Origin of the sequence: Tepidibacillus sp. LV47, from assembly GCF_048381575.1 — a bacterium.
Taxonomy (GTDB): Bacteria; Bacillota; Bacilli; order Tepidibacillales; family Tepidibacillaceae; genus Tepidibacillus.
In genome coordinates this window covers 137588-161169 of the sequence record NZ_JBLWIF010000001.1, presented here as the reverse complement: position 1 = coordinate 161169, position 23582 = coordinate 137588, and the positions used below count along the sequence as shown (strand labels likewise).

At 36.0% G+C, this 23582-nt stretch carries 22 protein-coding genes; all 22 read left to right on the top strand.

From position 1 onward, the window contains the following. Positions 1–240 precede the first annotated feature (240 nt). Positions 241–939: a 30S ribosomal protein S2 gene (gene rpsB, locus ACMW72_RS00760; RefSeq protein WP_418366926.1), complete on the top strand. Its 699-nt coding sequence runs from the start codon at positions 241–243 to the stop codon at positions 937–939. Positions 940–1097: 158 nt separating this feature from the next. Beyond that, a complete protein-coding gene (gene tsf / locus ACMW72_RS00755) occupies positions 1098–1748 on the top strand; it encodes a translation elongation factor Ts (RefSeq protein ID WP_418366925.1) in 651 nt (216 codons plus the stop codon). A 112-nt stretch (positions 1749–1860) separates the two neighbouring features. Continuing rightward, a complete protein-coding gene (gene pyrH / locus ACMW72_RS00750; RefSeq protein ID WP_418366924.1) occupies positions 1861–2586 on the top strand; it encodes a UMP kinase in 726 nt (241 codons plus the stop codon). Then, positions 2586–3143 carry a ribosome recycling factor gene (gene frr, locus ACMW72_RS00745; protein ID WP_418366923.1) on the top strand — a complete coding sequence of 186 codons (558 nt, stop codon included), beginning with the start codon at positions 2586–2588 and terminating at the stop codon, positions 3141–3143. Before pyrH ends, frr begins: the two co-directional genes overlap by 1 nt. 69 nt (positions 3144–3212) lie before the next feature. Then, entirely contained in the window at positions 3213–3962 is a 750-nt protein-coding gene (locus tag ACMW72_RS00740) for an isoprenyl transferase (RefSeq protein WP_418366922.1), read from the top strand. Between the two features lie 12 nt (positions 3963–3974). Continuing rightward, positions 3975–4766: a phosphatidate cytidylyltransferase gene (locus tag ACMW72_RS00735; RefSeq protein ID WP_418366921.1), complete on the top strand. Its 792-nt coding sequence runs from the start codon at positions 3975–3977 to the stop codon at positions 4764–4766. 20 nt (positions 4767–4786) lie between these two features. Next, positions 4787–5932 (top strand): 1-deoxy-D-xylulose-5-phosphate reductoisomerase, encoded by a 1146-nt coding sequence (locus ACMW72_RS00730; RefSeq protein ID WP_418366920.1) that lies wholly within the window; start codon positions 4787–4789, stop codon positions 5930–5932. 19 nt (positions 5933–5951) lie between these two features. Continuing rightward, entirely contained in the window at positions 5952–7205 is a 1254-nt protein-coding gene (gene rseP, locus ACMW72_RS00725; protein ID WP_418366919.1) for an RIP metalloprotease RseP, read from the top strand. A gap of 34 nt (positions 7206–7239) precedes the next feature. Then, positions 7240–8322, top strand: a complete 1083-nt coding sequence (gene ispG / locus ACMW72_RS00720; protein WP_418366918.1) for a flavodoxin-dependent (E)-4-hydroxy-3-methylbut-2-enyl-diphosphate synthase — start codon at positions 7240–7242, stop codon at positions 8320–8322. 69 nt (positions 8323–8391) lie between these two features. After that, positions 8392–12684 carry a PolC-type DNA polymerase III gene (locus tag ACMW72_RS00715; protein WP_418366917.1) on the top strand — a complete coding sequence of 1431 codons (4293 nt, stop codon included), beginning with the start codon at positions 8392–8394 and terminating at the stop codon, positions 12682–12684. Between the two features lie 205 nt (positions 12685–12889). Next, positions 12890–13351 (top strand): ribosome maturation factor RimP, encoded by a 462-nt coding sequence (gene rimP, locus ACMW72_RS00710; RefSeq protein WP_418366916.1) that lies wholly within the window; start codon positions 12890–12892, stop codon positions 13349–13351. A gap of 20 nt (positions 13352–13371) precedes the next feature. Then, the gene (gene nusA, locus ACMW72_RS00705; RefSeq protein WP_418366915.1) at positions 13372–14412 is read left to right on the top strand and encodes a transcription termination factor NusA; all 1041 of its coding nucleotides are present in this window, start codon (positions 13372–13374) and stop codon (positions 14410–14412) included. Positions 14413–14459: 47 nt separating this feature from the next. Next, entirely contained in the window at positions 14460–14741 is a 282-nt protein-coding gene (rnpM, locus tag ACMW72_RS00700) for an RNase P modulator RnpM (RefSeq protein ID WP_418366914.1), read from the top strand. Continuing rightward, positions 14725–15030 (top strand): YlxQ family RNA-binding protein, encoded by a 306-nt coding sequence (locus tag ACMW72_RS00695; RefSeq protein ID WP_418366913.1) that lies wholly within the window; start codon positions 14725–14727, stop codon positions 15028–15030. Before rnpM ends, ACMW72_RS00695 begins: the two co-directional genes overlap by 17 nt. Before the next feature lie 20 nt (positions 15031–15050). Then, complete coding sequence (gene infB / locus ACMW72_RS00690; protein WP_418366912.1) at positions 15051–17384, top strand: translation initiation factor IF-2; 2334 nt, start codon at positions 15051–15053, stop codon at positions 17382–17384. A gap of 8 nt (positions 17385–17392) precedes the next feature. Beyond that, positions 17393–17662: a DUF503 domain-containing protein gene (locus ACMW72_RS00685; protein ID WP_418366911.1), complete on the top strand. Its 270-nt coding sequence runs from the start codon at positions 17393–17395 to the stop codon at positions 17660–17662. 13 nt (positions 17663–17675) lie between these two features. Beyond that, the gene (gene rbfA / locus ACMW72_RS00680) at positions 17676–18032 is read left to right on the top strand and encodes a 30S ribosome-binding factor RbfA (protein ID WP_418366910.1); all 357 of its coding nucleotides are present in this window, start codon (positions 17676–17678) and stop codon (positions 18030–18032) included. After that, positions 18025–19020 (top strand): DHH family phosphoesterase, encoded by a 996-nt coding sequence (locus ACMW72_RS00675; RefSeq protein ID WP_418366909.1) that lies wholly within the window; start codon positions 18025–18027, stop codon positions 19018–19020. Before rbfA ends, ACMW72_RS00675 begins: the two co-directional genes overlap by 8 nt. Further along, positions 19004–19921: a tRNA pseudouridine(55) synthase TruB gene (gene truB / locus ACMW72_RS00670; protein WP_418366908.1), complete on the top strand. Its 918-nt coding sequence runs from the start codon at positions 19004–19006 to the stop codon at positions 19919–19921. The genes ACMW72_RS00675 and truB overlap by 17 nt, the downstream gene beginning before the upstream one ends. A 16-nt stretch (positions 19922–19937) precedes the next feature. Beyond that, positions 19938–20876 (top strand): bifunctional riboflavin kinase/FAD synthetase, encoded by a 939-nt coding sequence (locus ACMW72_RS00665; RefSeq protein ID WP_418366907.1) that lies wholly within the window; start codon positions 19938–19940, stop codon positions 20874–20876. 141 nt (positions 20877–21017) lie between these two features. After that, positions 21018–21287 (top strand): 30S ribosomal protein S15, encoded by a 270-nt coding sequence (gene rpsO / locus ACMW72_RS00660; RefSeq protein WP_418366906.1) that lies wholly within the window; start codon positions 21018–21020, stop codon positions 21285–21287. A 145-nt stretch (positions 21288–21432) separates the two neighbouring features. After that, positions 21433–23535: a polyribonucleotide nucleotidyltransferase gene (gene pnp, locus ACMW72_RS00655; protein ID WP_418366905.1), complete on the top strand. Its 2103-nt coding sequence runs from the start codon at positions 21433–21435 to the stop codon at positions 23533–23535. Positions 23536–23582 lie beyond the last annotated feature (47 nt).

Below are 23582 nucleotides of genomic sequence, written 5' to 3'. Positions count from 1 at the left end.
CATTAATATACCACAATAAATTGAATATTTTGAAGAGGGAAAAATTATAAAAATAAATGAAAGAATAACTGATGCATAAGAGTTTTTGTTCTATATAGTTGCATCGTATATATAGATATGGTATATTATTTGACGGTGTTAAAAAACACACGTCTACCGATTTAATAATGGGTGCTTTTTTATAAGTCATTGTTAAAGATGAAGTAGGCGGAGGAAACAACCAAAAGGAGGAACTATTACATGGCAGTAATCTCAATGAAACAATTACTTGAAGCGGGTGTGCATTTTGGACATCAAACACGTCGTTGGAATCCAAAGATGGCACGCTATATCTTTACAGAGAGAAATGGAATTTACATTATCGATTTACAAAAGACGGTAAAGAAAGTTGAAGAAGCTTATCATTTTCTTCGTGAAGTCGCCGCTTCAGGAAAAAGTGTTCTATTTGTTGGAACGAAAAAACAAGCTCAAGAATCCGTTAAAGAAGAGGCAGAACGTTCAGGTAGCTTTTATGTTAACCAACGTTGGTTGGGAGGAACATTAACCAATTTTGCTACCATTCAAAAACGGATTGAACGTTTAAAAGAATTAGAAACAATGGAAGTAGATGGAACATTTGATGTTCTTCCAAAGAAAGAAGTAATGAATCTTAAAAAGGAAAAAGAACGTCTTGAAAAGTTTTTAGGTGGCATTAAAGGAATGAAAGAGCTTCCTGGCGCTTTATTCATTATTGATCCTCGTAAAGAGCGTATTGCAGTAGCAGAAGCTCGTAAATTAGGTATTCCAATTGTTGCGATTGTTGATACCAACTGTGATCCAGATGAAGTGGATTATGTCATTCCTGGTAATGATGATGCAATCCGAGCGGTTAAATTATTAACAGAAAAAATGGCAGATGCGATCCTTGAAGGAAAACAAGGAGAACAAACTATCGCGTAAGTCATCAATAAGGGTGGCCTAAGGGTGAGATACCCTTACCACCCTTTTTATTCTACAACGCATCATTCATCTATAAATATAATCCTCAAATTGATTGATTTATTACAATTAAGTTATTTTACTAAAATAGTATTGAAAAGATTGAAGGAGGAAAAAGAATGGAAATTAAAGCATCAGCTGTGAAAGAACTTCGTGAAAAAACTGGCGCAGGAATGATGGATTGTAAAAAGGCTTTAACTGAAGCAAATGGTGACATGGAAAAAGCGATTGAAATTCTTCGTGAAAAAGGTATTGCATCAGCTGCTAAAAAAGCAGGCCGCATTGCAGCTGAAGGAATTATTGAAGCATACATACATGGCAATGGACGAATCGGTGTTCTTGTTGAAGTCAACTGTGAAACAGATTTTGTAGCTAAAACCAATGAATTTAAAACTTTTGTTCATGATGTCGCTATGCATATTGCAGCAACAAATCCAAAATACATTTCTCGTGAAGAAGTACCACAAGAAGAAATTGAAAAAGAACGTCAAATCTTAACTCAACAAGCTTTGAATGAAGGAAAACCAGAAAAAATTGTTGAAAAAATCGTTGAAGGACGTTTAGAAAAATTTTATAAAGAAGTTTGTCTCTTAGAACAACCATTTGTAAAAGACCCTGATAAAACAATAGACCAATTGGTAAAAGAACAAATTGCTAAAATTGGTGAAAATATTAATATTCGTCGCTTTGTTCGCTACGAAATGGGTGAAGGATTGGAGAAAAGAGTAGATAATTTCGTTGAAGAAGTAATGGCACAAGCTAAATTATAAAAATAGGGTACACATTGTGTCCCTATTTTTTTACCTGAACTATCCGCATAAAAAAAGGATTTTATAGCAGGAATATTTGTATATGTGTAGAATAAAGAACGGGGGCTAACTAATGGAGCGTCCAAAATATAAACGAATTATTCTAAAATTAAGTGGTGAAGCATTAGCTGGCCAACTTGGTTATGGAATTGATCCTAAATTCATTTCCTCGATCGCAAATCAGATCAAGGAAGTTGTGGAATTAGGAGTACAAGTAGCTATTGTTGTCGGCGGTGGGAATATCTGGCGAGGGGTTGCTGGAAGCGCGCAAGGAATGGATCGAGCAACAGCTGATTATATGGGAATGTTAGCGACGGTTATTAATTCGTTAGCTTTACAAGATGCGCTAGAGAACATTTCTGTCCCTACGAGAGTCCAAACATCGATTGAAATGAGACAAGTCGCTGAACCCTATATTCGTCGAAAAGCAATCCGCCATTTAGAGAAAAATCGTGTCGTTATTTTTGCTGCTGGAACAGGAAACCCTTATTTTTCTACAGATACCACAGCGGCTTTGAGAGCTGCTGAAATTGAAGCAGATGTTATTCTCATGGCAAAGAACAAGGTGGACGGGGTTTATTCGGCTGACCCCAAAAAAGACAGAAATGCTGTGAAATACGATACACTTACGTATTTGGAAATGATCAATAAAGGTTTAGGAGTCATGGATTCAACCGCCTCATCATTATGTATGGATAATAATATTCCATTAATCGTATTTAATATTTCTGAAGAAGGAAATATTAAAAAGGTCATCCTTGGTGAAAAAATCGGTACGATCATTGGAGGGGAAAAATAATGCCTCAAACGATTAAAAAAAATTCAGAGGAAAAAATGAGTAAAACCATTGCGACTTTAAAAAAGGATCTCGCAAGTGTAAGAGCAGGAAGAGCAAATCCTGCTCTACTGGATAAAGTTCTCGTCGAGTATTATGGTGCGCCTACTCCCATTCATCAACTAGCCAACATCTCAACTCCAGATCCGCGATCTCTCGTCATTCAACCTTGGGATAAAAGCGTATTAGGTGAAATTGAAAAAGCAATATTAAAATCTGATCTCGGACTTACCCCGACAAATGATGGAGTTGTTATTCGGATTACTATACCGCAATTAACAGAAGAGCGTAGAAAAGAACTTGTTAAAATCGTAAAAAAAATGGGTGAAGAGAGTAAAGTAGCGATTCGCAATATTCGTCGTGATGGTAATGACGAGTTAAAGAAACTAGAAAAAAACGGTGATATATCGGAAGATGAACTTCGCCGTACCCAAGATGAGATTCAAAAATTAACAGATAAATATATTGCTGAAGTTGATTCAATTATTGCGAATAAAGAAAAGGAAATCATGGAAGTTTAATTTCCCCCCTTACATGAGGGGGGATTTTTTCAAAAAAACGCATTTGTTTTTGGAGATGGAGGACAGCCCATGATTAAAGGATTTTTTACAAAAACAGTGAGTATTGAAGAAATTAACCCTTCGAATATACCTAAACATGTGGCTATTATAATGGATGGAAATGGAAGATGGGCAAAGAATAAAGGTTTGCCAAGAATTGCAGGACATCGAGCTGGAATGGAAGCGATCAAAAGGGTTGTAAAAGCAGCAAATAAAGTAGGAGTGAAAATTGTTACTTTATTCGCTTTTTCGACCGAAAATTGGAAAAGACCTGAAAAAGAAGTAAATTTCTTAATGAGTTTACCTCAGGAATTTCTTACCAAAGAAATTAATGAATTAAACAAACAAAATGTGCAGGTAAAAATCATCGGCTTTGATCAAAATTTGCCTGAACATACATTAAAGGCTGTACACGAAGCAGAAAAAAGAACAGAAAACAATACAGGTCTTATTCTGAACTTTGCTTTGAATTATGGTAGTCGCCATGAGATTGTCCAAGCCACAAAGGCAATTGTTCGCGATGTTTTAGCAGGCAAGATTACTGAACAAGAAATCGATGAAACAATTTTTGGACAATATATGTTAACAAAGAATTATCCCGATCCTGATTTACTCATACGTACTAGCGGTGAATTACGTTTAAGTAATTTTTTATTGTGGCAAATGGCCTATACCGAACTCTATTTTACGAAAGCCTACTGGCCCGAATTTAATGAACAACATTTTTTCGAAGCGATATATGAGTATCAACAAAGGGGTCGAAGATTTGGGGGAATCTAAGGGAGTGAAAAGATGAAGAAAAGAATTATCACTGGAATCATTGGTGGGGCTGGATTTTTATATTTAGTTTTTCTAGGAGGTATTCCTTTTACCTTTCTTATTCTTGTCTTAGCTACTATTAGCTATTATGAATTTCTTAGAATGAACCAAACAAGTCTTTTTTCCATTCAAGGCTTCATTGGCTTATTGTCTGTTATTGGGATGATCCTTAGCCTAAATCCAATTATTCCTATTTTTCAATATTTCTCTTTTCTTAATGTCATATTATTCAGTCTTTTTGTATTTCTTACTTTCGTTGTTTTTGTAAAAAATAAGATTACATTTGATCATATCTCTATTTTTTTAGTTGGTGCCATTTATGTTTCTCTTGGTTTTGGCTTTATGTTAAAGACAAGACTTATTGAAAATGGTTTCCCCATGACGCTATTTATATTAATCATAATTTGGGCATCTGATTCTGGTGCATATTTTAGTGGAAGATATTTTGGGAAAAATAAACTATGGCCAGAGGTTAGCCCTAAAAAGACGATCGAAGGTTCAATTGGCGGAATTTTATTAGCTGTTGTTGCAGGGATTATCGTAAATCAAATTTTACATATTGTAAGTTCTATGACGACAGCTTTTTTTATAAGCCTTTTTGTGTCTATCTTAGGCCAAATTGGGGATCTAGTAGAATCGGCATTAAAACGTTCAAAAGAAGTGAAAGATTCGGGAAACTTATTGCCTGGTCATGGTGGTATTTTAGACCGATTTGATAGTTTGATCTTTGTTTTTCCTATTGTTTATTTTCTGTTTAAATTGTAAGCCTTTTTGAGGTGGTTTTTATGAAAAATATTTCAATTTTAGGATCTACAGGTTCAATCGGAACACAAACATTAGAAGTGGTAAGATCTCATCCTGATCAATTTCGTGTTGTAGCCTTATCAGGAGGAGAAAATCTTGATCGATTAAGGGAACAAATTAAAATCTTTTTTCCAAAGGTAGTTTCTGTAAAAACAAAAGAATTGGCAGAAAAATTGAAAAGCGAAGTCGATTCGCGTATTTCCATCGTTTATGGAGAAGAAGGTTTTATTGAGGTGGCAACCCACCCTGATGTCGATTTTGTGGTATCTGCTGTTGTTGGAAGTATCGGTTTGAAGCCGACAATTGAAGCGATTAAAGCAGGCAAACAGATTGGTTTAGCCAATAAGGAAACATTAGTTTCTGCAGGACATATCGTAATGGATTTGGCGAAAAAAAAACAAGTTCCTATTTTACCGATTGATAGTGAACATTCGGCCATTTTTCAAAGCTTAAATGGAGAAAAAAAAGAGCAAGTGCGCCGTATTATTTTAACAGCTTCAGGTGGTTCATTTCGCGATAAATCAAGAGAAGAATTAAAAAATGTGTCGGTTGAAGATGCACTAAAACATCCAAACTGGTCAATGGGTGCTAAAATTACCATCGATTCAGCAACAATGATGAATAAAGGGTTAGAGATCATCGAGGCTCATTGGCTGTTTGATATGCCCTTTGATAAAATTGATGTCATGATTCACCCTGAAAGTATCATACACTCTATGGTAGAGTATATTGACAAAGCCATTATTGCCCAGTTAGGAACACCGGATATGAAAATACCCATCCAATATGCGTTATCTTATCCTGATCGTTTCGAATTAAAACAAGAACCCTTAGACTTAACCACGATTGGTTCATTACATTTTGAAAAACCTGATTTCTCACGATTTCCTAGTTTAAAAATGGCTTATGAATGTGGAAAAGAAGGTGGTACAATGCCGACTGTTTTAAATGCGGCAAATGAAGAAATTGTTGCCGCTTTTTTATCAGGCAAAATACCATTTATTGAAATAGAATCTTACATTGAAAAAGTTCTTGAAAAGCATCATAAGATTAAAAATCCAAACTTTGAAGAAATTACAGAAGCAGATCAGTGGGCGAGGAGAATGGTTAGAAGTTTCATAAAATGAAAGGACTGGTGATGAAACTTTGGATTTAACATTAGTCGTTGAGATCATTTTAGTCTTTGCTTCAATTATGTTTATCCATGAACTTGGGCACTTTATTTTTGCTAAAAGAGCAGGTATATTTGTAAGGGAGTTTTCTTTAGGATTGGGGCCTAAACTTTTATCCGTAAAAAAGGGAGAAACCCAATATTCATTGCGGATTCTTCCCTTTGGTGCGTATGTACGAATGGCCGGAGAAGATCCTGAAGTTATTGAAATCAAAAAAGGGGATCAAATTGGTGTGAATCTTAACCAAAAAGGTGAAGTAACAGATATTTTTAGTGAAGGGAAAAAAGGGGAAAAACGGATTCAAGTTGAAGAGATCGATTTAGAACATGAGTTAATAATCAAAGGAATGGATGAAAATGAACAATTCGTTCAATACAAAGTAGCACGTAATACTATTCTTCACTATGAAAAACAAAACGTCCAAATTGCCCCTTGGGATCGACAGTTTGGTTCAAAATCTATCTTAGATCGTTTCTTAACCGTTTTTGCTGGCCCATTATTTAACATTCTATTAACGATCGTATTGTTCTTCATTGTTTTTAATATGGTTGGTGTACCATCAAATCAAGTGATATTAGGAGAAATTACCCCCAATTCTCCTGCAGCAAAAGCAGGTTTACAAGAAGGAGATTGGGTTTTAAGTATTAATGGTCAAGCCGTCGAATCCTCTCAAGAATTCATTAACTTCATCCAACACTCCCCTAATCAAGAATTAAATCTTATTGTAAATCGAAAAGGTATAGAAAAAACAATTACCATTGTGCCCCAATTGGATCAAAAAGCTAAAGTAGGAAAAATTGGTGCTGTTGTAACACAAGCACAAAAAGAAGCAACGATTGGGGAAGCAGCTTCCTATTCTGTAAAAAATACCTTGGCGATGACCAAAGTGATCTTAGATGGATTTAAACTCATTTTAACAGGAAATGTAGGAATGAATGATCTAGCAGGACCTGTAGGGATTATGAAAATTACCAGTGATGCAGCAAAACAAGGGTTAGCGACATTGCTCAATTGGGCAGCAATTTTAAGTTTATATTTAGGAATTTTCAATTTATTACCAATCCCTGCATTAGATGGTAGTCGACTGATGTTTTTAACCATAGAAGGATTAAGAGGTAAACCCATCGACCCCAAAAAAGAAAGTCTCGTTCATTTAATTGGTTTTGCTTTTATGATGTTACTCATGATCGTCGTTACAGTTAATGATGTTTCACGAATTTTTGACTAATTATTGCTTGTAAGAATATAAGGTGGGTGCAAAAATGTTTAAACGGGAAGAAACTAGGCCTGTTTTTGTAGGGAATTTACAGATAGGTGGACAAAATGATGTTGTGATTCAATCGATGACAACGACGGATACACGGGATGTGGAAGGAACAGTAGCTCAAATTGAACGTTTAAAAGAAGTGGGTTGTCAGCTGGTTCGTCTTGCTGTCATTAATGAAGATGCAGCCCATGCAATCAAGGAAATCAAAAAACGTTCTCCTCTTCCTCTAGTTGCCGATATTCACTTTGATTATAAATTGGCGCTTATTGCCCTTGAAAATGGAATTGATAAAATTAGAATTAACCCAGGTAACATCGGATCAGTCGATAAAGTGAAAGCCGTCGTTGAAGTGTGTCGAGAAAGAAATGTCCCTATTCGAATTGGTGTCAATTCTGGTTCGATAGAAAAAGATATACTAGCAAAATATGGCCATCCCACTGCAGAAGGGCTTGTTGAATCAGCTTTAAAACATGTAGAAATACTAGAAGAACTTGATTTTCATGATATCGTTATCTCCCTAAAAGCTTCGAACGTTCCGATGATGATCAAAGCCTATCATCTAATGGCAGAAAAGAGAAACTATCCTCTTCATGTAGGGGTTACGGAAGCAGGTACAATCTTTGCGGGAAGTATTAAATCAGCAATAGGCATAGGTACTGTTCTTGCTAGTGGAATAGGAGATACCATTAGGGTTTCACTAACTGGTGATCCAACTGAGGAAATAAAAGTAGCGAAAGAAATTTTGAAGAGTTTGGAAATTCGCACCAATGAACCTGAGATCATTTCTTGTCCTACTTGTGGAAGAGTTCAAATTGATTTGATCAGTTTAGCTAATCGTGTTGAAGAATATCTGCAAACGATCGATAAACCGATTAAAGTTGCAGTTATGGGTTGTGCTGTAAATGGTCCTGGAGAAGCCCGTGAAGCAGATGTTGGTGTCGCTGGCGGAAATGGCGAAGGATTAATTTTTAGGCATGGCAAAATCATAAGAAAAGTAAAAGAAGAAGATCTCTTTGAAGAATTAGTGAAAGAAATCAATGATATTACAAATAACGAAAGAAATATGGTACAATCTTAGGGTTGTACCATTTGCTTTTTTTTGAGATAGTGAAAGTAAAATGACTTATTGGAAATTACAGGTGATCATATGGGGAATCTAAGAGATAAAAATCAGCGGTTTCTTGCACTACTTTCCTATGCGAAGATACCAAAAGGAATGATTGAGGAATATTTTAAAGAGGGAATCATTGAAAAAGTAGAAATAAGTCGAAAGAACAAAGAGTGGACTTTTTATTTTGAATTCCCACAAGTCATTCCTTCAATTGTTTTTGATCAGATGTGGAAATCGATTGTAGAAAGTTTAAAACATATTGCAACTTTAAAATTTTACCTTCGTTTTAAAGAAGTACCGATCGAAGAATGGATTGAGGAATATAAGGATATGATCATTACTCCCTATCAAAACACCCCAAGTATCTACAATATCTTGAAACAATCAAAATGGATTGTTAATGAGAACGAGCTGAATATACAAGTCCCAAATCAGGCAATAAAAGGAGTATTAGAACATAAACAAATTGCTACCCAATTAAAAAAAATCCTTCAAAACTGGCATGAAAGTGACCTTAAGATTCATATTTCTTGTCTTGACCAAGAGGAAGTGTTCATTAAATTCTATGAAGAACGAATGGAAGAAGAGATGTTACTTGCTCAAGAAGCATTGGTTACCAAAATAGTAGAACAACAGCCAGAGACGATTAAGGCAGAACAAAAGATCATGTACGGTTATGAGATAAAAGAAGAGCCTACTTCTATTCGCAATATTGTTGAAGAAGAAAAAAGCATTATCATCCAGGGGAGTGTTTTCTCTACTGAACGAAAAGAATTAAAAAGTGGGCGATACCTTTTAACGTTTTCAATCACCGATTTTACCGATTCGATTCAAGTTAAAGTTTTCTTAAAAGATGGAAAAGAAAAAGACTCTTTGATAATCAAGGAAGGCCAATGGTTAAAAGTAAGAGGGCAAGTTCAATATGATCCTTTTGCTAAAGAATTAATTGTACTGGCTAGAGATATAAACGAGATTGAACCTATAGAAAGGAAGGATACCGCAGAAGAAAAAAGGGTTGAACTCCACGTCCATACCAATATGAGTGCGATGGATGGAGTGAATTCCATCAAGAAAATCGTAGAACAAGCAAGTAAATGGGGGCATGATACCATCGCGATTACAGATCATGGTATTGTACAAGCATTCCCCGAAGCCTATGAAGCAGGCCAAAAATATGGTGTAAAAATTGTTTATGGTGTAGAAGCAAATGTAGTCGATGATGGCGTTCCCATTGTTTATCGTGAACAATCGCGAAATTTAATGGAAGAAACGTATATTGTTTTTGATACAGAGACAACAGGACTTTCAGCAATGTACAATACGATCATTGAGATTGGTGCGGTTAAGGTAAAAAATGGTAAGATTGTTGACACTTTTACAACGTTTGTGGATCCGAAAGAACCATTGTCTCCAAAGATCACAGAAATTACAGGGATCACTGATGAAATGTTACAAGGTGCGCCATTTTTAGATGAGGCCTTGAGAAAATTCAGGGAATTTGTAGGAGATGGTATTCTCGTAGCCCATAATGCACGATTTGATATGGGTTTTTTACATATGGGTTATAAAAGAATTGGTGAAGAAGATCTAACCAATCCGGTTATTGATACCGTTGAATTAGCCAGAATGCTTTATCCCAAAATGAAAAACTATAAATTAAATACTCTTTGTGAAGCATTTAACATCGAGTTAACGAATCACCACCGCGCTTATCATGATGCTGAAGCAACGGGTAAACTTTTATGGAAAATGATCCTAGATTTACAGGAAAAAGAAATTCATAATCTTATTGAGCTTAATCAAAACATGGGTAAAGTGGATGTTTCAAGGCTTCGTCCATTTCATGTTACGATTCTCGTGAAAAATGAAGTAGGTCTTAAGAATTTATATAAATTGATTTCCAAATCTCATCTTGAATATTTTCATCGCATTCCTCGCATTCCAAGAAGCGAATTGATCACCCATCGAGAAGGTTTAATTTTCGGTACAGCATGCCATCAAGGGGAATTATTTGATGCAATGTTTAGCAAACCTCCTGAAGTCATTGAGGAAATTGCCAAGTTCTATGATTATATTGAAATACAACCCCTTTCTCATTATCAACATTTGATTCGTAAAGGAGTCGTTCAAAGTGAGGAAGATATTAAGAATATTCATTTACGAATGATTCAATTAGGAGAAAAATTAGATATACCTGTTTGTGCAACAGGAGATGTTCATCATATTCATCCACATGAAGCAATTAATCGGCAGATTCTCGTTTTTAACCAAATTGGTGGTTATCGTTATCATCAGGAAGAAGATCTTTATTCTGCTCATTACCTTACAACGAATGAGATGTTTGCGGAGTTTTCTTATCTAGACCAAGAAATGGCAAAAAAGATCATTGTTGAGAATCCAAAGAAAGTAGTAGCTGATATCGAGGAATTAAAACCTTTCCCAGATGATCTTTTTACCCCGGTTATTGATGGAGCAGCCGAAGAAATTCGCAAAATGAGCTATGAAACAGCAAAGAGTATTTATGGTGACCCATTACCAGAGATCGTCGAAAAACGATTGGAACGAGAATTAAACAGTATCATTAATCATGGTTATGCGGTGATTTATTTAATTTCTCACAAGTTAGTGAATAAGTCATTAGAAGATGGTTATCTAGTAGGATCAAGGGGGTCTGTCGGTTCTTCTTTTGTCGCAACGATGACAAGAATTACCGAAGTGAATCCACTACCACCCCATTATGTTTGCCCAACATGTAAACATAGTGAGTTTATTCTTGATGGTTCTTATGGTTCTGGATTTGATTTGCCTGATAAGAATTGTCCGAACTGTAGCACCAAAATGAAAAAAGATGGCCATGATATCCCCTTTGAGACTTTTATGGGATTTAAAGGAGATAAGGTGCCTGATATCGACCTAAATTTTTCTGGTGAATATCAGCCAAGGGTTCATAAATATACAGAAGAATTGTTCGGATCTGAGTATGTTTTTCGCGCTGGAACCATTTCAACGGTGGCAGATAAAACAGCTTATGGTTATGTTAAAAAATTTATTGAAGAAAAACAATTGAAAGTACGAAATGCTGAAGTGGAACGATTAGTTGCTGGTTGTACAGGGGTTAAAAGAACTACTGGACAACACCCAGGGGGACTTATGGTTATCCCTCAGTATAAAGATGTATACGATTTTACGCCAATTCAACGACCAGCAGATGATCCCAATTCTGATACAATCACAACTCATTTCGACTATCATGCTATAAGCGGTCGTTTGTTAAAATTAGATCTACTTGGTCACGATGATCCAACGGTTATTCGCATGTTACAAGATTTAACAGGAATCGATCCAAAGAAAATTCCTGTTGATGATCCTAAAGTTTATAGTATTTTTAGTGGAACAGAAGCACTAGGAGTAACCCCAGAACAAATTGGCACGAATTTAGGTTGTTTAGGCATCCCTGAATTTGGGACAAAATTTGTTCGGCAAATGTTAGAAGATACCAAACCAAAGACGTTTTCCGAATTGGTTCGAATTTCTGGCCTTTCTCATGGAACCGATGTCTGGTTAAATAATGCGCAGGAGATTATTCGCCAAAAGAAGGCTGTTTTGTCTGAAGTGATTTCTACTCGTGATGATATTATGGTCTACTTAATTCAGAAAGGAGTCGATTCTTCATTAGCTTTTAAAATCATGGAAAAAGTTCGAAAAGGAAAAGGTTTAGAGCCGGAAGATATTAATGAAATGAAAAAACATAACGTACCTGATTGGTATATCGAGTCTTGCCAAAAGATCAAATACATGTTCCCGAAAGCTCATGCTGTCGCCTATGTCTTAATGGCGATTCGCATTGCTTACTTTAAGGTCTATTATCCCATCTATTATTATGCAACTTACTTTTCTGTTCGTGCCGATGAATTTGATGTGAAGATTGCGCTGGCTGGCTCTAAAGCGATTCGGAATAAAATCAATGAAATTAATGAAAAAGGAGTACAAACTTCACCAAAAGAGAAAGGATTATTAACGGTACTTGAATTAGCTCTAGAAATGATGGAACGAGGTTTTCAATTTAAAAATGTGGACTTATATCGATCAGATGCAACTAAGTTTATTGTTGATGATGATCAAAAAAGTCTGATCCCTCCTTTATCTTCCATTCCTGGTGTGGGTATAAGTGCAGCTCAACATATTGTTGAAGCAAGAAACGAAGGAGAGTTTTTATCGATCGAAGATTTGCAACTTCGTGCTAAGGCCTCAAAAACAGTGATTGAATTATTGGATGAGTATGGATTATTATCTGGACTTCCTAATACGAACCAATTATCATTATTTTAGTTTAATCATTTATTTTAAAAAATCTTTTAAAATGCGCAAAAGCAATTTGATTCGAAATAAAGTATTATGTTATAATTTATTTGGTAATACTGTGGATAGAATCAGTTTTTTAAAGAGTGGGGAAACCCACTCTTTAGATTTTTCTTGGTAAAAAGAAGGAAAGTTTCTTTCTTATACATATGGATCATTTTGGAAGGGGGATACGATGAGTCAAAAGATTGTTGAGATTGTAGAAAAATTAGTTTTACCCATACTAGATCAAGAACAGCTAGAATTAGTTGATATTGAATATAAGAAAGAGGGCAGCAATTGGTTCTTACGTGTATTTATCGATCGGGAACAAGGGGGAGTCGATTTAGATGATTGTAGTAGGATAAGTGAACGATTAAGCCAAGAATTAGATAAAGTAGATCCCATTCCCAACCCTTATTTCCTAGAAGTTTCTTCCCCTGGTGCAGAACGGCCCTTAAAGAATGAAAAAGATTTTCACAAAGCCATTGGAAAACATGTACATATTACAACTTACGAGCCTATTGAAAATCAAAAAGTTTTTGAGGGTAAATTACTAAACTTTGAAGGTGATGTGGTAACGATCGAAGAAAGGAAAAAAGTATACAAAATCCCTTATAAAAGTGTTGCTAGCGCACGGTTAGCCATTGTTTTTTAATGAAGAAAGGAGGAGAATCGGTGAATAGGGAATTTATCGAAGCACTTGATCAATTAGAAAAAGAAAAAGGGATTAGTAAAGAAGTAATTTTAGAAGCAATTGAAGCAGCGCTAATTTCTGGTTACAAACGAAATTTCCATTCTGCTCAGAATGTAAGGGTAGATATCAATCGAGAAACGGGAGAAGTAAAAGTCTTTGCAAGAAAAAATGTGGTTGAGGATGTTGTTGATCCTCGCTTTGAGATTTCGATTGATTCTGCGAGAGAGATCAATCCAAACTACCACATTGATGATATTGTTGAAATTGAAGTAACACCTAAGGACTTTGGAAGAATTGCGGCTCAAACAGCAAAACAAGTTGTCACTCAACGAATTAGAGAGGCAGAAAGAGGCATCATTTACGAAACCTATATCGATAAGGAAGAAGACATCATTACTGGAATTGTGCAAAGACAAGACTCTCGGTTTATTTATATCGATTTGGGCAGAACCGAGGCTTTGCTTCCTCTAAGTGAACAAATGCCAACGGAAAAATTTAAACAAGGAGACCGAGTGAAAGTTTATATTACAAAAGTGGAAAAGACAACTAAAGGTCCAGTCATCTTTGTCTCCAGAACTCATCCTGGTTTATTAAAACGCTTGTTTGAATTAGAAGTTCCTGAAATTTATGAAGGAATAGTCGAAATCAAATCCATTGCTAGAGAAGCAGGTTATCGATCAAAAGTCGCCGTTTATTCTCATAATGAGAATGTTGATCCTGTAGGTGCTTGTGTTGGACCTAAAGGAGCTAGGGTTCAAACGATTGTCAACGAGTTAAAAGGTGAGAAAATCGATATTGTTAAATGGTCAAAAGATATTGAAGTCTTCATTTCCAATGCATTAAGTCCTTCCAAAGTTATAAGTGTGGATATCCATGAAGATGAGAAAATTGCATCCGTTGTTGTTCCTGATTACCAACTCTCTTTGGCAATTGGAAAAGAAGGCCAAAATGCAAGATTGGCTGCAAAATTGACAGGATGGAAAATCGATATTAAGAGTGAATCACAGATCAATAAAGAGTAACACGTGGGGGCAATCATAATACAGACATTTTTAAGGAGTGGGATTTCATGAAAAAGAAGAAAATTCCAATGAGAAAATGTGTTGCCTGCCAAGAGATGAAACCGAAAAAAGAATTAATTCGCATTGTTCGTACACCTGAAATGGAAGTTTCCATTGACTTAACAGGAAAAAAATCAGGTCGCGGTGCTTATCTTTGTTTAAAAGATGAATGTATTTATTTAGCAAAAAAGAGAAAGTCCTTAGAAAAAGCACTAGAAGTAAAAATAGGGGAAGAGATCTACCAAAAGCTGCAATTGGAGTTGGATCAGCATAATGAGAAAATCCAATAAAATTTTGTCAATTATAGGTTTAGCTCAAAGGGCGAGAAAAATCATTTCAGGGGAAGAATTGGTCGTTAACGCCATAAAGGATCAAAAGGTATTTTTCGTATTATTATCAACAGATGCTTCCGAAAATACAAAGAAAAAAATTGCAAATAAATGTGAATATTATCAAATTCCTTACCGAATTCAATTTTCTCGTCAAGAGCTTGGTCAAGCAATCGGTAAACCTTCTCGTGTTGTAATCGGAATAACCGATAAGGGATTTAGTAATAGATTACAAGAATTAACGGAGTAGAAATCTGGAGGTGAAGTTCATTGGGTAAAATTCGAGTTTATGAATACGCTAAAGAGAAGCAAATGCAAAGTAAAGAACTAATTCAAATTCTAAAAAAATTAAATATACCTATTACCAATCACATGAGCGTTTTAGATGATGAAATGATACAGAAAATAGAGGAATATCTAGAAAAATTAAAACAAAATGTAGAGACCGTAAAAAACAATGAACAAAAACGACAACCAAAATCAAGCAGTATGAATAAAGAGCATAAGCCGCAAGGAAAAGAATCAGAAAAAAATCTACAACAAGCGCAGATGAAAAAATCTGAGCATCATCCAAAAAAAGATCATAAATCGATGAATCATGAGAAATATCGTTATATGGAAGATCATCATGATGAAGAGCGATATTTTAAACGAGACAAAAAAAGAATGTATGAAGAAAGTGAATCGATTGGAAAAACAAAAAAGAAAACCAAACCCACCCAAAAACGTTTTGATGATCATAAAGTAAGCGATCATCGTGATCTTAATAAGAAAATAAAAGGTAACCAGAAAAAGAAGAAAAACCCTTCAAATGAGGAAGACGCTTCACAACAACAAGCTGAAAAAACAAAAACACCAAAGAAGATCATCTATACCGGTTCAATGACCGTTAGCGAATTAGCAAAACAATTAAATAAAGAGCCATCTGAAATCATTAAAAAACTTTTATTCTTAGGGATCATGGCTACGATCAATCAAGAGATTGAACTTGAAGCGATTCAATTGATCGCAGAAGAGTACGGGATAGAAGTTGAGGAAAAAATTGAGGTAGATGAAACGGAATTTGAATTATTTGACGAGCCGGATAAAGAAGAAGATTTAGTTGAGCGCCCACCTGTTGTCACGATTATGGGTCATGTTGATCATGGGAAAACCACACTTTTAGATGCAATTCGGCATTCAAAAATTGCTGAAGGAGAAGCAGGGGGAATTACGCAACATATTGGTGCCTATCAGGTAACGATTAATGGAAAGAAAATTACTTTCTTAGATACACCTGGGCATGCTGCTTTTACAAGTATGCGAGCACGTGGGGCTCAAGTGACCGATATCACGGTTCTCGTTGTCGCTGCTGATGATGGAGTGATGCCACAAACCATTGAAGCGATTAACCATGCAAAAGCTGCAAATGTACCAATCATTGTTGCAATCAACAAAATGGATAAACCAAATGCAAATCCTGACCGTGTCAAACAAGAACTGACGGAACATGGATTGATCCCAGAAGAATGGGGTGGAGATACCATTTTTGTTCCTATATCTGCGTTAAAACAAGAAGGATTGGATGACCTGTTAGAAATGATTCTTCTTGTAGCGGAAATGCAAGGATTAAAAGCGAATCCAAACCGTTTAGCAAAAGGAACAATCATTGAATCCCAACTTGATAAAGGTAGAGGAGCAGTAGCTACCGTTCTTGTTCAAAAAGGGACATTACGTGTTGGTGATCCAATTGTTGCAGGAACGACCTATGGTAAGGTACGGGCAATGATCAATGATCGAGGGAAAAGGATGAAAGAAGCTGGCCCGTCAACGCCGGTAGAAATTACTGGTTTAAATGAAGTACCTAATCCTGGTGACCCTTTTATTGTGTTTGAAGAAGAAAGAAAAGCAAGATTAATCGGCGAAAAACGTAAGGAAAAATTAAGGGAAAAAGAATTAAATGCGACTTCTCGCGTAAGCCTTGATGATCTCTTTAAACAGATTCAAGAAGGTGAAATTAAAGAGCTAAATGTGATTATTAAAGGAGATGTTCAAGGTTCTGTTGAGGCATTGCAAGGAGCTCTAGAGAAAATTGAAGTTGAAGGTGTAAGGGTAAAAATCATTCATAAAGGAGTAGGAGCAATTACTGAGACAGATGTAACCTTAGCTTCTGCTTCCAATGCCATTATTATTGGCTTTAATGTACGCCCAGAACCGCAAGCGAGGGCATCTGCTGAAAGAGAAAAAGTGGATATTCGTTTGCATCGAGTCATATATAATGTCATTGATGAAATCGAGGCAGCACTAAAAGGAATGTTAGATCCTGAGTATCAAGAAGTATTGATGGGTAGAGCTGAAGTTCGACAAATATTTAAAGCTTCAAATGTTGGAACGATTGCAGGTTGTTATGTGACGGAAGGTAAAGTAATAAGAAGTGCTTCTGCCCGGGTTATTCGTGATGGGATTGTGATTTATGAAGGCCAAATTGATTCACTCAAGCGGTTCAAGGATGATGTAAGAGAAGTAGCACAAGGATATGAATGTGGGATTACCTTGCAAAACTTTCATGATATTAAAGAAGGAGACATTATTGAGATATTCACTATGGAAGCAGTGAAAAAATAATGGTGGGATTGCTTGTTCTCGAATGTCGAATTCCTAATATCTACTCTTTAAAAGAAAAACGACATATCCTAAAAAAAGCCATTGCTCGTATTCAAAACAAACTTCATTTGGCTGTTGCAGAAATCGATTATCTTGATAAATGGCAACATACCATTATTGAAATTGCGGCTGTAGCAAATGGGAAAAAACAAATCGAGAATCAATTACAAAAAGCTCTTCAACTTGTAGAAGTTGATCATGAACTAGAAGTGATTTCTTTTTCGATAGAATATTGCTAAATGAGGTGTAACCATGTCAAAGCTCCGAGTAGAAAGAGTAGGCGAACAGATCAAAAAAGAAATCAGTCAAATTCTTCAATATGATCTAAAAGATCCTCGTATTGGCTTTGTGACGGTAACGGCTGTAAAAGTAACTGGTGATCTTTCTCAAGCTACAATTTATGTCAGTATTATGGGAAATGAGGATGAAGTGAAGTCCTCTTTAACAGCTTTGGAAAAAGCAAAAGGGTATATCCGATCAGAAATAGGAAAAAGAATTCGCCTACGTCATACACCTGAAATCATTTTTAAACAAGATGAATCGATTGCATATGGAAATAGAATAGAGGAACTTTTGCGAGATATTAAAGGAGAGCAAAATCATGACTGACTACAAAGAGCAATTAGCGAATGCCGCTTCATTCATTCAACAAAATGACCATTTTTTGATCGTGTCCCACATTAATCCTGACGGAGACACGATCTCTTCTTCACTAGCTTTGGCTCATCTTTTAAAAGCGTTAGGAAAATCTTTTCAAATCGTGAATCAAGATCAGATTCCAAAAAAGTTCCTCTTCTTACCTTTGGCTGACCAAATTCAGAGGATTCAAAATGTTAAAGAGAAGTTTTCTGTAATTATATCGGTCGATTTGGCGGATCGGTTAAGAATGGGGGATATTGATCCTCTAGTAGCTGAAGGAGCAAAAATTTTAAATATTGATCATCATCCTACGAATGATCACTTTGGTGATGTGAATTTGCTTCTGCCTACTGCTGCTGCCACAGCTGAGATCGTGTATGATTTAACTGATCAACTTGAAGTTCCAATCGATAAAAATCTAGCAACATGTATCTATACTGGATTATTTACTGATACAGGAGGCTTTCGCTATTCAAATACATCTCCTAAGGTTATGAGAATTGCTGCCGAATTATTAGAATATGGGGTCTCTCCAAGTGAAATTGCCGAAATTACCTTAGAAACGATTACTAAAGGTCACATTGACGTATTGAAAATTGCCCTATCAAAATTAGAAATCATTGAAGACGGTAAGATTGCTTGGACGTTTCTTGAAAAGAAAGATCTGCCAGATACGATTTTATCTGATGAAACAGAGGGAATTGTTAACTATTGTCGGAATATTGAAGGTGTAGAAGTAGGTGTGTTTTTCAAAGAGACAGAAGACCATGTCATCAAAGTAAGTCTTCGTTCAAAAAAAATAGTTGATGTTGGAGCGATTGCCAAGTCTTTTGGAGGAGGAGGCCATGCAAGAGCGGCCGGGTTTACTTTTCATGGACCGTTAGAAGAAGTAAAAGCTCTATTGCGCTATAAAATAAAAAGAGACGAAGGATGGAGCCGCCTTGGGAACGAAACATGAGATTGATGGAGTTCTACCTATTTTTAAACCTAAAGGAATGACGTCTCATGATGTGGTTCATAGATTAAGGAAAATCTTAAAAATTAAACGTATTGGCCATACAGGTACATTAGATCCTGAAGTGACAGGGGTACTTCCTATTTGTATTGGAAAAGCGACTCGGATCGCTGAATACATTATGGATCTTCCTAAATCTTATCAAGGACGAGTTACACTTGGGATTGCGACAACGACTGAAGATGCAACAGGCGAAGTGATTGAAGAAACGGAAGTTGAGTTTATCCCAGAAGAACAAATAAAAGATGTACTTCAAACCTTTATTGGTGAAATCGAGCAAGTACCGCCCATGTATTCCTCCATAAAGATTCATGGCCAACGTTTATATCAATTGGCTCGTCAAGGTAAAACCGTTGAAAGGGAACCAAGAAAAGTTCGAATCTATAACTTGGAAATGATCGATTATCATCCCACTAAACATCCAAAGATCGATTTTACAGTTACATGTTCAAAAGGCACCTATATTCGAACCCTTTGTGTCGATATCGGCAAAAAACTTGGTTATCCAGCACATATGTCTTATCTCATAAGAACAAAAAGTGGCCCATTTCACTTAGAACAAACATATACTCTTGAGGAGATTGAACAGATAGCTGATACAGAAAAGTTAAAGCAAGCCATTATTCCCTTATCAGAATCACTGCCACACTTACCAAAAGTCATATTGCCAAAAGAAGAAATTGATAAAAAGGTTTTTAATGGACAAAAAATCGTTCTTCAATTATCTAAGACCTATGAAGGTCTTGTTCGAATTTGTGATTCCAAAGGAAATTTAGCGGCTTTATATATAAAAAATAAAAATGAAGAAATCGCAAAACCGAAAAAGGTGTTTAAGGATAACTAAGATAGGGTGAAAAGGGATGCAGGTATATGAACTTACCTACCCATTAAAAGAACAAAAATACAAACCAAGTGTGATAGCCATCGGTTTTTTTGATGGGGTACATTTAGGACATCAAAGAGTAATAAAAAGAGCTTGTGAGATTGCTAGAACTCGCAATCTGGCTTGTGGTGTGATGACGTTTTACCCCCATCCAAAACAGGTGATGGGGATCAAAGATAAAATCGATCAAATTACCCCTCTTCAAAGTAAATTAAAACAATTTGAAACCTTAGATGTGGATTTCACATATATTATTCAGTTTACGAAAGAATTTGCAAATATATCACCAGAGATATTTGTGAAACAGGTTTTATTGAAATTAAACGTGCAAGGTATTGTTGTAGGGTTTGATTTTACCTTTGGTTATAAAGGAATGGGTACTCCAAAAACACTAATGGAATTAAGCCAAGGTCTTTTTACCGTAGATGTTATCGAATCTTATGACTACAAAGGCAAAAAAATTAGTAGTACCAGAGTAAGAAATCGTTTACTTTCAGGGGATTTAAAAGAGGTTCGATCATTGCTTGGAAGAAATTATTCAATTCATGGTAAAGTGGTACAAGGGGATCAATTAGGCCGAGCCATTGGTTTTCCAACGGCTAACCTCGAATTGTTAGAGGATTATTTAATTCTTAAAAATGGGGTATATGTAGTAAAAGTTTATGTTCAAGGGAAATCTTATGCTGGCGTCATGAATATCGGTTATAAACCAACAGTAAAACAAAACCTTAAGACACCAACATATGAAGTCCATCTTCTAGATTTTAACGGAAATTTATATGGACAAATTCTTGAAGTCGAATTAATAGATTATATAAGAGGAGAAAAAAAATTCACTAGTGTAGACGAATTAAAACAACAAATCCAAAAAGATATTCTTTATGCGAAAAAAGCTTTTGTTCATACCCAAAGATAATTTTTTGCTTTATTATCTTGAATATGTTATACTTTAATTCGGTTGTTTATTGTATAAACAGCCGAAGATACCTATTCTCGGATTAACGATTCACCGACGTTTTTCTTGGAATAGGAGTATAAAATAAGGGAGGTGAAAAGGATGGCATTAAGTCAAGAGCGCAAAAACCAAATTATTAACGAGTTTAAGCTTCATGAGTCGGATACAGGATCTCCAGAGGTTCAAATTGCTATCCTAACTGAGAAGATCAATAACTTAAATGAACACTTACGAGTACACAAAAAAGATCATCATTCACGCCGTGGACTTTTAAAAATGGTTGGACAACGTCGTAATCTTTTAAATTACTTAAAAGAAAAGGACATTCAACGTTATCGTCAACTCATCGACAAATTAGGAATACGTAGATAAATAATACCTAATTTGTTATAAAAAAGCGGGGAAACCCGCTTTTTCCTTTCCTTCCCCCCCTTTTTTATGAACAAAAAAAGCAGGAAATACTAATCATTATGTAGAATTTTTTAATGAACGATTGAGAGGAGGCAATAATGATTCCATGGACAAAAAAGTATACGAACTAGATCTTGCTGGACGATCTCTAATACTTGAAACAGGCCAATTAGCAAAACAAGCCAACGCTTCAGTATTGGTTCGCTATGGTGACACTGCGGTATTAGTAGCAGTTACAGCATCGAAAGAACCAAGGGAACTTGATTTCTTTCCCCTTACCGTAAATTATGAAGAGAGACTTTATGCCGTAGGAAAAATTCCAGGAGGTTTTATCAAACGGGAAGGAAGACCAAGTGAAAAAGCAATTTTAGCTTCACGGCTCATTGACCGTCCCATTCGTCCTTTATTCCCAGATGGGTTTCGCAATGAAGTCCAGATTTACGCCACAGTTATGTCAGCTGATCCCAATTGTCCATCAGAAATTGCAGCGCTTATTGGAACATCTGCTGCACTTTCCATTTCCGATATCCCTTTTATGGGGCCAATTGCAGGCGTTATTGTAGGAAGAGTCGATGGTCAATTTGTGATTAATCCAACTGTTGACGAAATGAATAAAAGCGATATACATCTTGTCGTAGCAGGAACTAAAGAAGCAATTAACATGGTAGAAGCAGGTGCAAACGAAGTACCTGAAGAGATTATGCTAGAAGCAATTATGTTTGGTCATGAAAAGATAAAAGAATTGATCGGCTTCATCGAAAAAATGGTCGCTGAAGTAGGTAAAGAAAAAATGGAAGTTACCCTTTACCAAATTGATCCTGAGATTGATGAAGCTGTAAGAGCGTATGCGACAGAGCGAATCATTGAAGCGATTCAAATTGAAGAAAAACAAGCCAGACAAGATGCAATTGATCAGATTACAAATAAAACGATTGAATATTTTACTGAGATCTATCCTGAACAATTGGCAATGGTTGGCGAAGTTGTACATCAAATTTTGAAAGAAGAAGTAAGACGAATGATTCTTTTTGAGGGAAAACGACCAGATGGTAGAAAACATAATGAGATTCGACCGATCAGTTGTGAAGTCGGATTATTACCAAGAACACATGGATCAGGATTATTTACCCGTGGGCAAACCCAAGCATTGAGTGTTTGTACTCTTGGAGCTTTAGGTGATGTTCAGATTCTTGATGGACTTGATTTGGAAGAATCCAAACGATTTATGCACCATTATAACTTTCCGCCCTATAGTGTTGGTGAAGCAAAACCAATGAGAGGACCTGGAAGACGTGAAATTGGTCATGGCGCACTAGGGGAAAGAGCATTAGAACCAGTCATTCCATCGGAAGAAGAGTTTCCTTATACCATTCGCCTTGTATCGGAAGTCCTTGAATCCAATGGATCAACTTCGCAAGCAAGTATATGTGCAAGTACTCTTGCTTTGATGCATGCGGGGGTACCGATTAAGGCACCTGTTGCAGGTATAGCCATGGGGCTTGTAAAAGAAGGAGATCAGGTAGCTATTTTAACCGATATTCAAGGAATAGAAGATCATCTAGGGGACATGGATTTTAAAGTTGCAGGAACCATAAAAGGTGTAACCGCATTACAAATGGATATCAAAATTAGTGGAATTGATCGTGACATTTTACAAAAAGCATTAGAACAAGCTCGAATTGGTCGACTTTTCATTTTAGAAAAAATGCTTGAAACGATTCCCAAACCGAATGAACAACTTTCTGAATATGCACCTAAAATCACATCACTTAAAATTAATCCAGATAAAATTCGGGATATCATTGGTCCAAGTGGACGAGTGATTAATAAGATTATTGATGAAACGGGAGTAAAAATTGACATTGAACAAGATGGTCGTGTCTATATCGCCTCTAATGATCCAGTTCAAAATGAACGGGCAAAGAAAATGATTGAAGACATCGTACGTGAAGTTGAAGTTGGACAAACCTATTTAGGCACTGTAAAAAGAATTGAGAAATTCGGAGCCTTTGTTGAAATTTTCCAAGGAAAAGAAGGACTCGTACACATCTCACAACTTGATGTAAAACGAGTGGATAGAGTAGAAGATGCGGTTAAAGTTGGCGATCAAATCCTTGTTAAAGTCATCGATATCGATAATCAAGGCCGAATCAATCTTTCAAGAAAAGCAGTTTTAAAAGAACAAGAGAATGTTCATAAGGAATCATGAGAGAAAGAGCCAGATTTTATCTGTCTCTTTTTTATTTGTTCTAGCCA

Coding starts and splice junctions, on each gene's coding strand:
- rbfA (WP_418366910.1), top strand. CDS start 17,676: ATGTCAAAGCTCCGAGTAGAAAGAGTAGGCGAACAGATCAAAAAAGAA.
- ACMW72_RS00675 (WP_418366909.1), top strand. CDS start 18,025: ATGACTGACTACAAAGAGCAATTAGCGAATGCCGCTTCATTCATTCAA.
- ACMW72_RS00695 (WP_418366913.1), top strand. CDS start 14,725: ATGAGAAAATCCAATAAAATTTTGTCAATTATAGGTTTAGCTCAAAGG.
- ACMW72_RS00740 (WP_418366922.1), top strand. CDS start 3,213: ATGATTAAAGGATTTTTTACAAAAACAGTGAGTATTGAAGAAATTAAC.
- rimP (WP_418366916.1), top strand. CDS start 12,890: ATGAGTCAAAAGATTGTTGAGATTGTAGAAAAATTAGTTTTACCCATA.
- ACMW72_RS00715 (WP_418366917.1), top strand. CDS start 8,392: ATGGGGAATCTAAGAGATAAAAATCAGCGGTTTCTTGCACTACTTTCC.
- pyrH (WP_418366924.1), top strand. CDS start 1,861: ATGGAGCGTCCAAAATATAAACGAATTATTCTAAAATTAAGTGGTGAA.
- ACMW72_RS00730 (WP_418366920.1), top strand. CDS start 4,787: ATGAAAAATATTTCAATTTTAGGATCTACAGGTTCAATCGGAACACAA.
- pnp (WP_418366905.1), top strand. CDS start 21,433: ATGGACAAAAAAGTATACGAACTAGATCTTGCTGGACGATCTCTAATA.
- ACMW72_RS00735 (WP_418366921.1), top strand. CDS start 3,975: ATGAAGAAAAGAATTATCACTGGAATCATTGGTGGGGCTGGATTTTTA.
- frr (WP_418366923.1), top strand. CDS start 2,586: ATGCCTCAAACGATTAAAAAAAATTCAGAGGAAAAAATGAGTAAAACC.
- rpsB (WP_418366926.1), top strand. CDS start 241: ATGGCAGTAATCTCAATGAAACAATTACTTGAAGCGGGTGTGCATTTT.
- ACMW72_RS00665 (WP_418366907.1), top strand. CDS start 19,938: ATGCAGGTATATGAACTTACCTACCCATTAAAAGAACAAAAATACAAA.
- rpsO (WP_418366906.1), top strand. CDS start 21,018: ATGGCATTAAGTCAAGAGCGCAAAAACCAAATTATTAACGAGTTTAAG.
- rnpM (WP_418366914.1), top strand. CDS start 14,460: ATGAAAAAGAAGAAAATTCCAATGAGAAAATGTGTTGCCTGCCAAGAG.
- tsf (WP_418366925.1), top strand. CDS start 1,098: ATGGAAATTAAAGCATCAGCTGTGAAAGAACTTCGTGAAAAAACTGGC.
- ispG (WP_418366918.1), top strand. CDS start 7,240: ATGTTTAAACGGGAAGAAACTAGGCCTGTTTTTGTAGGGAATTTACAG.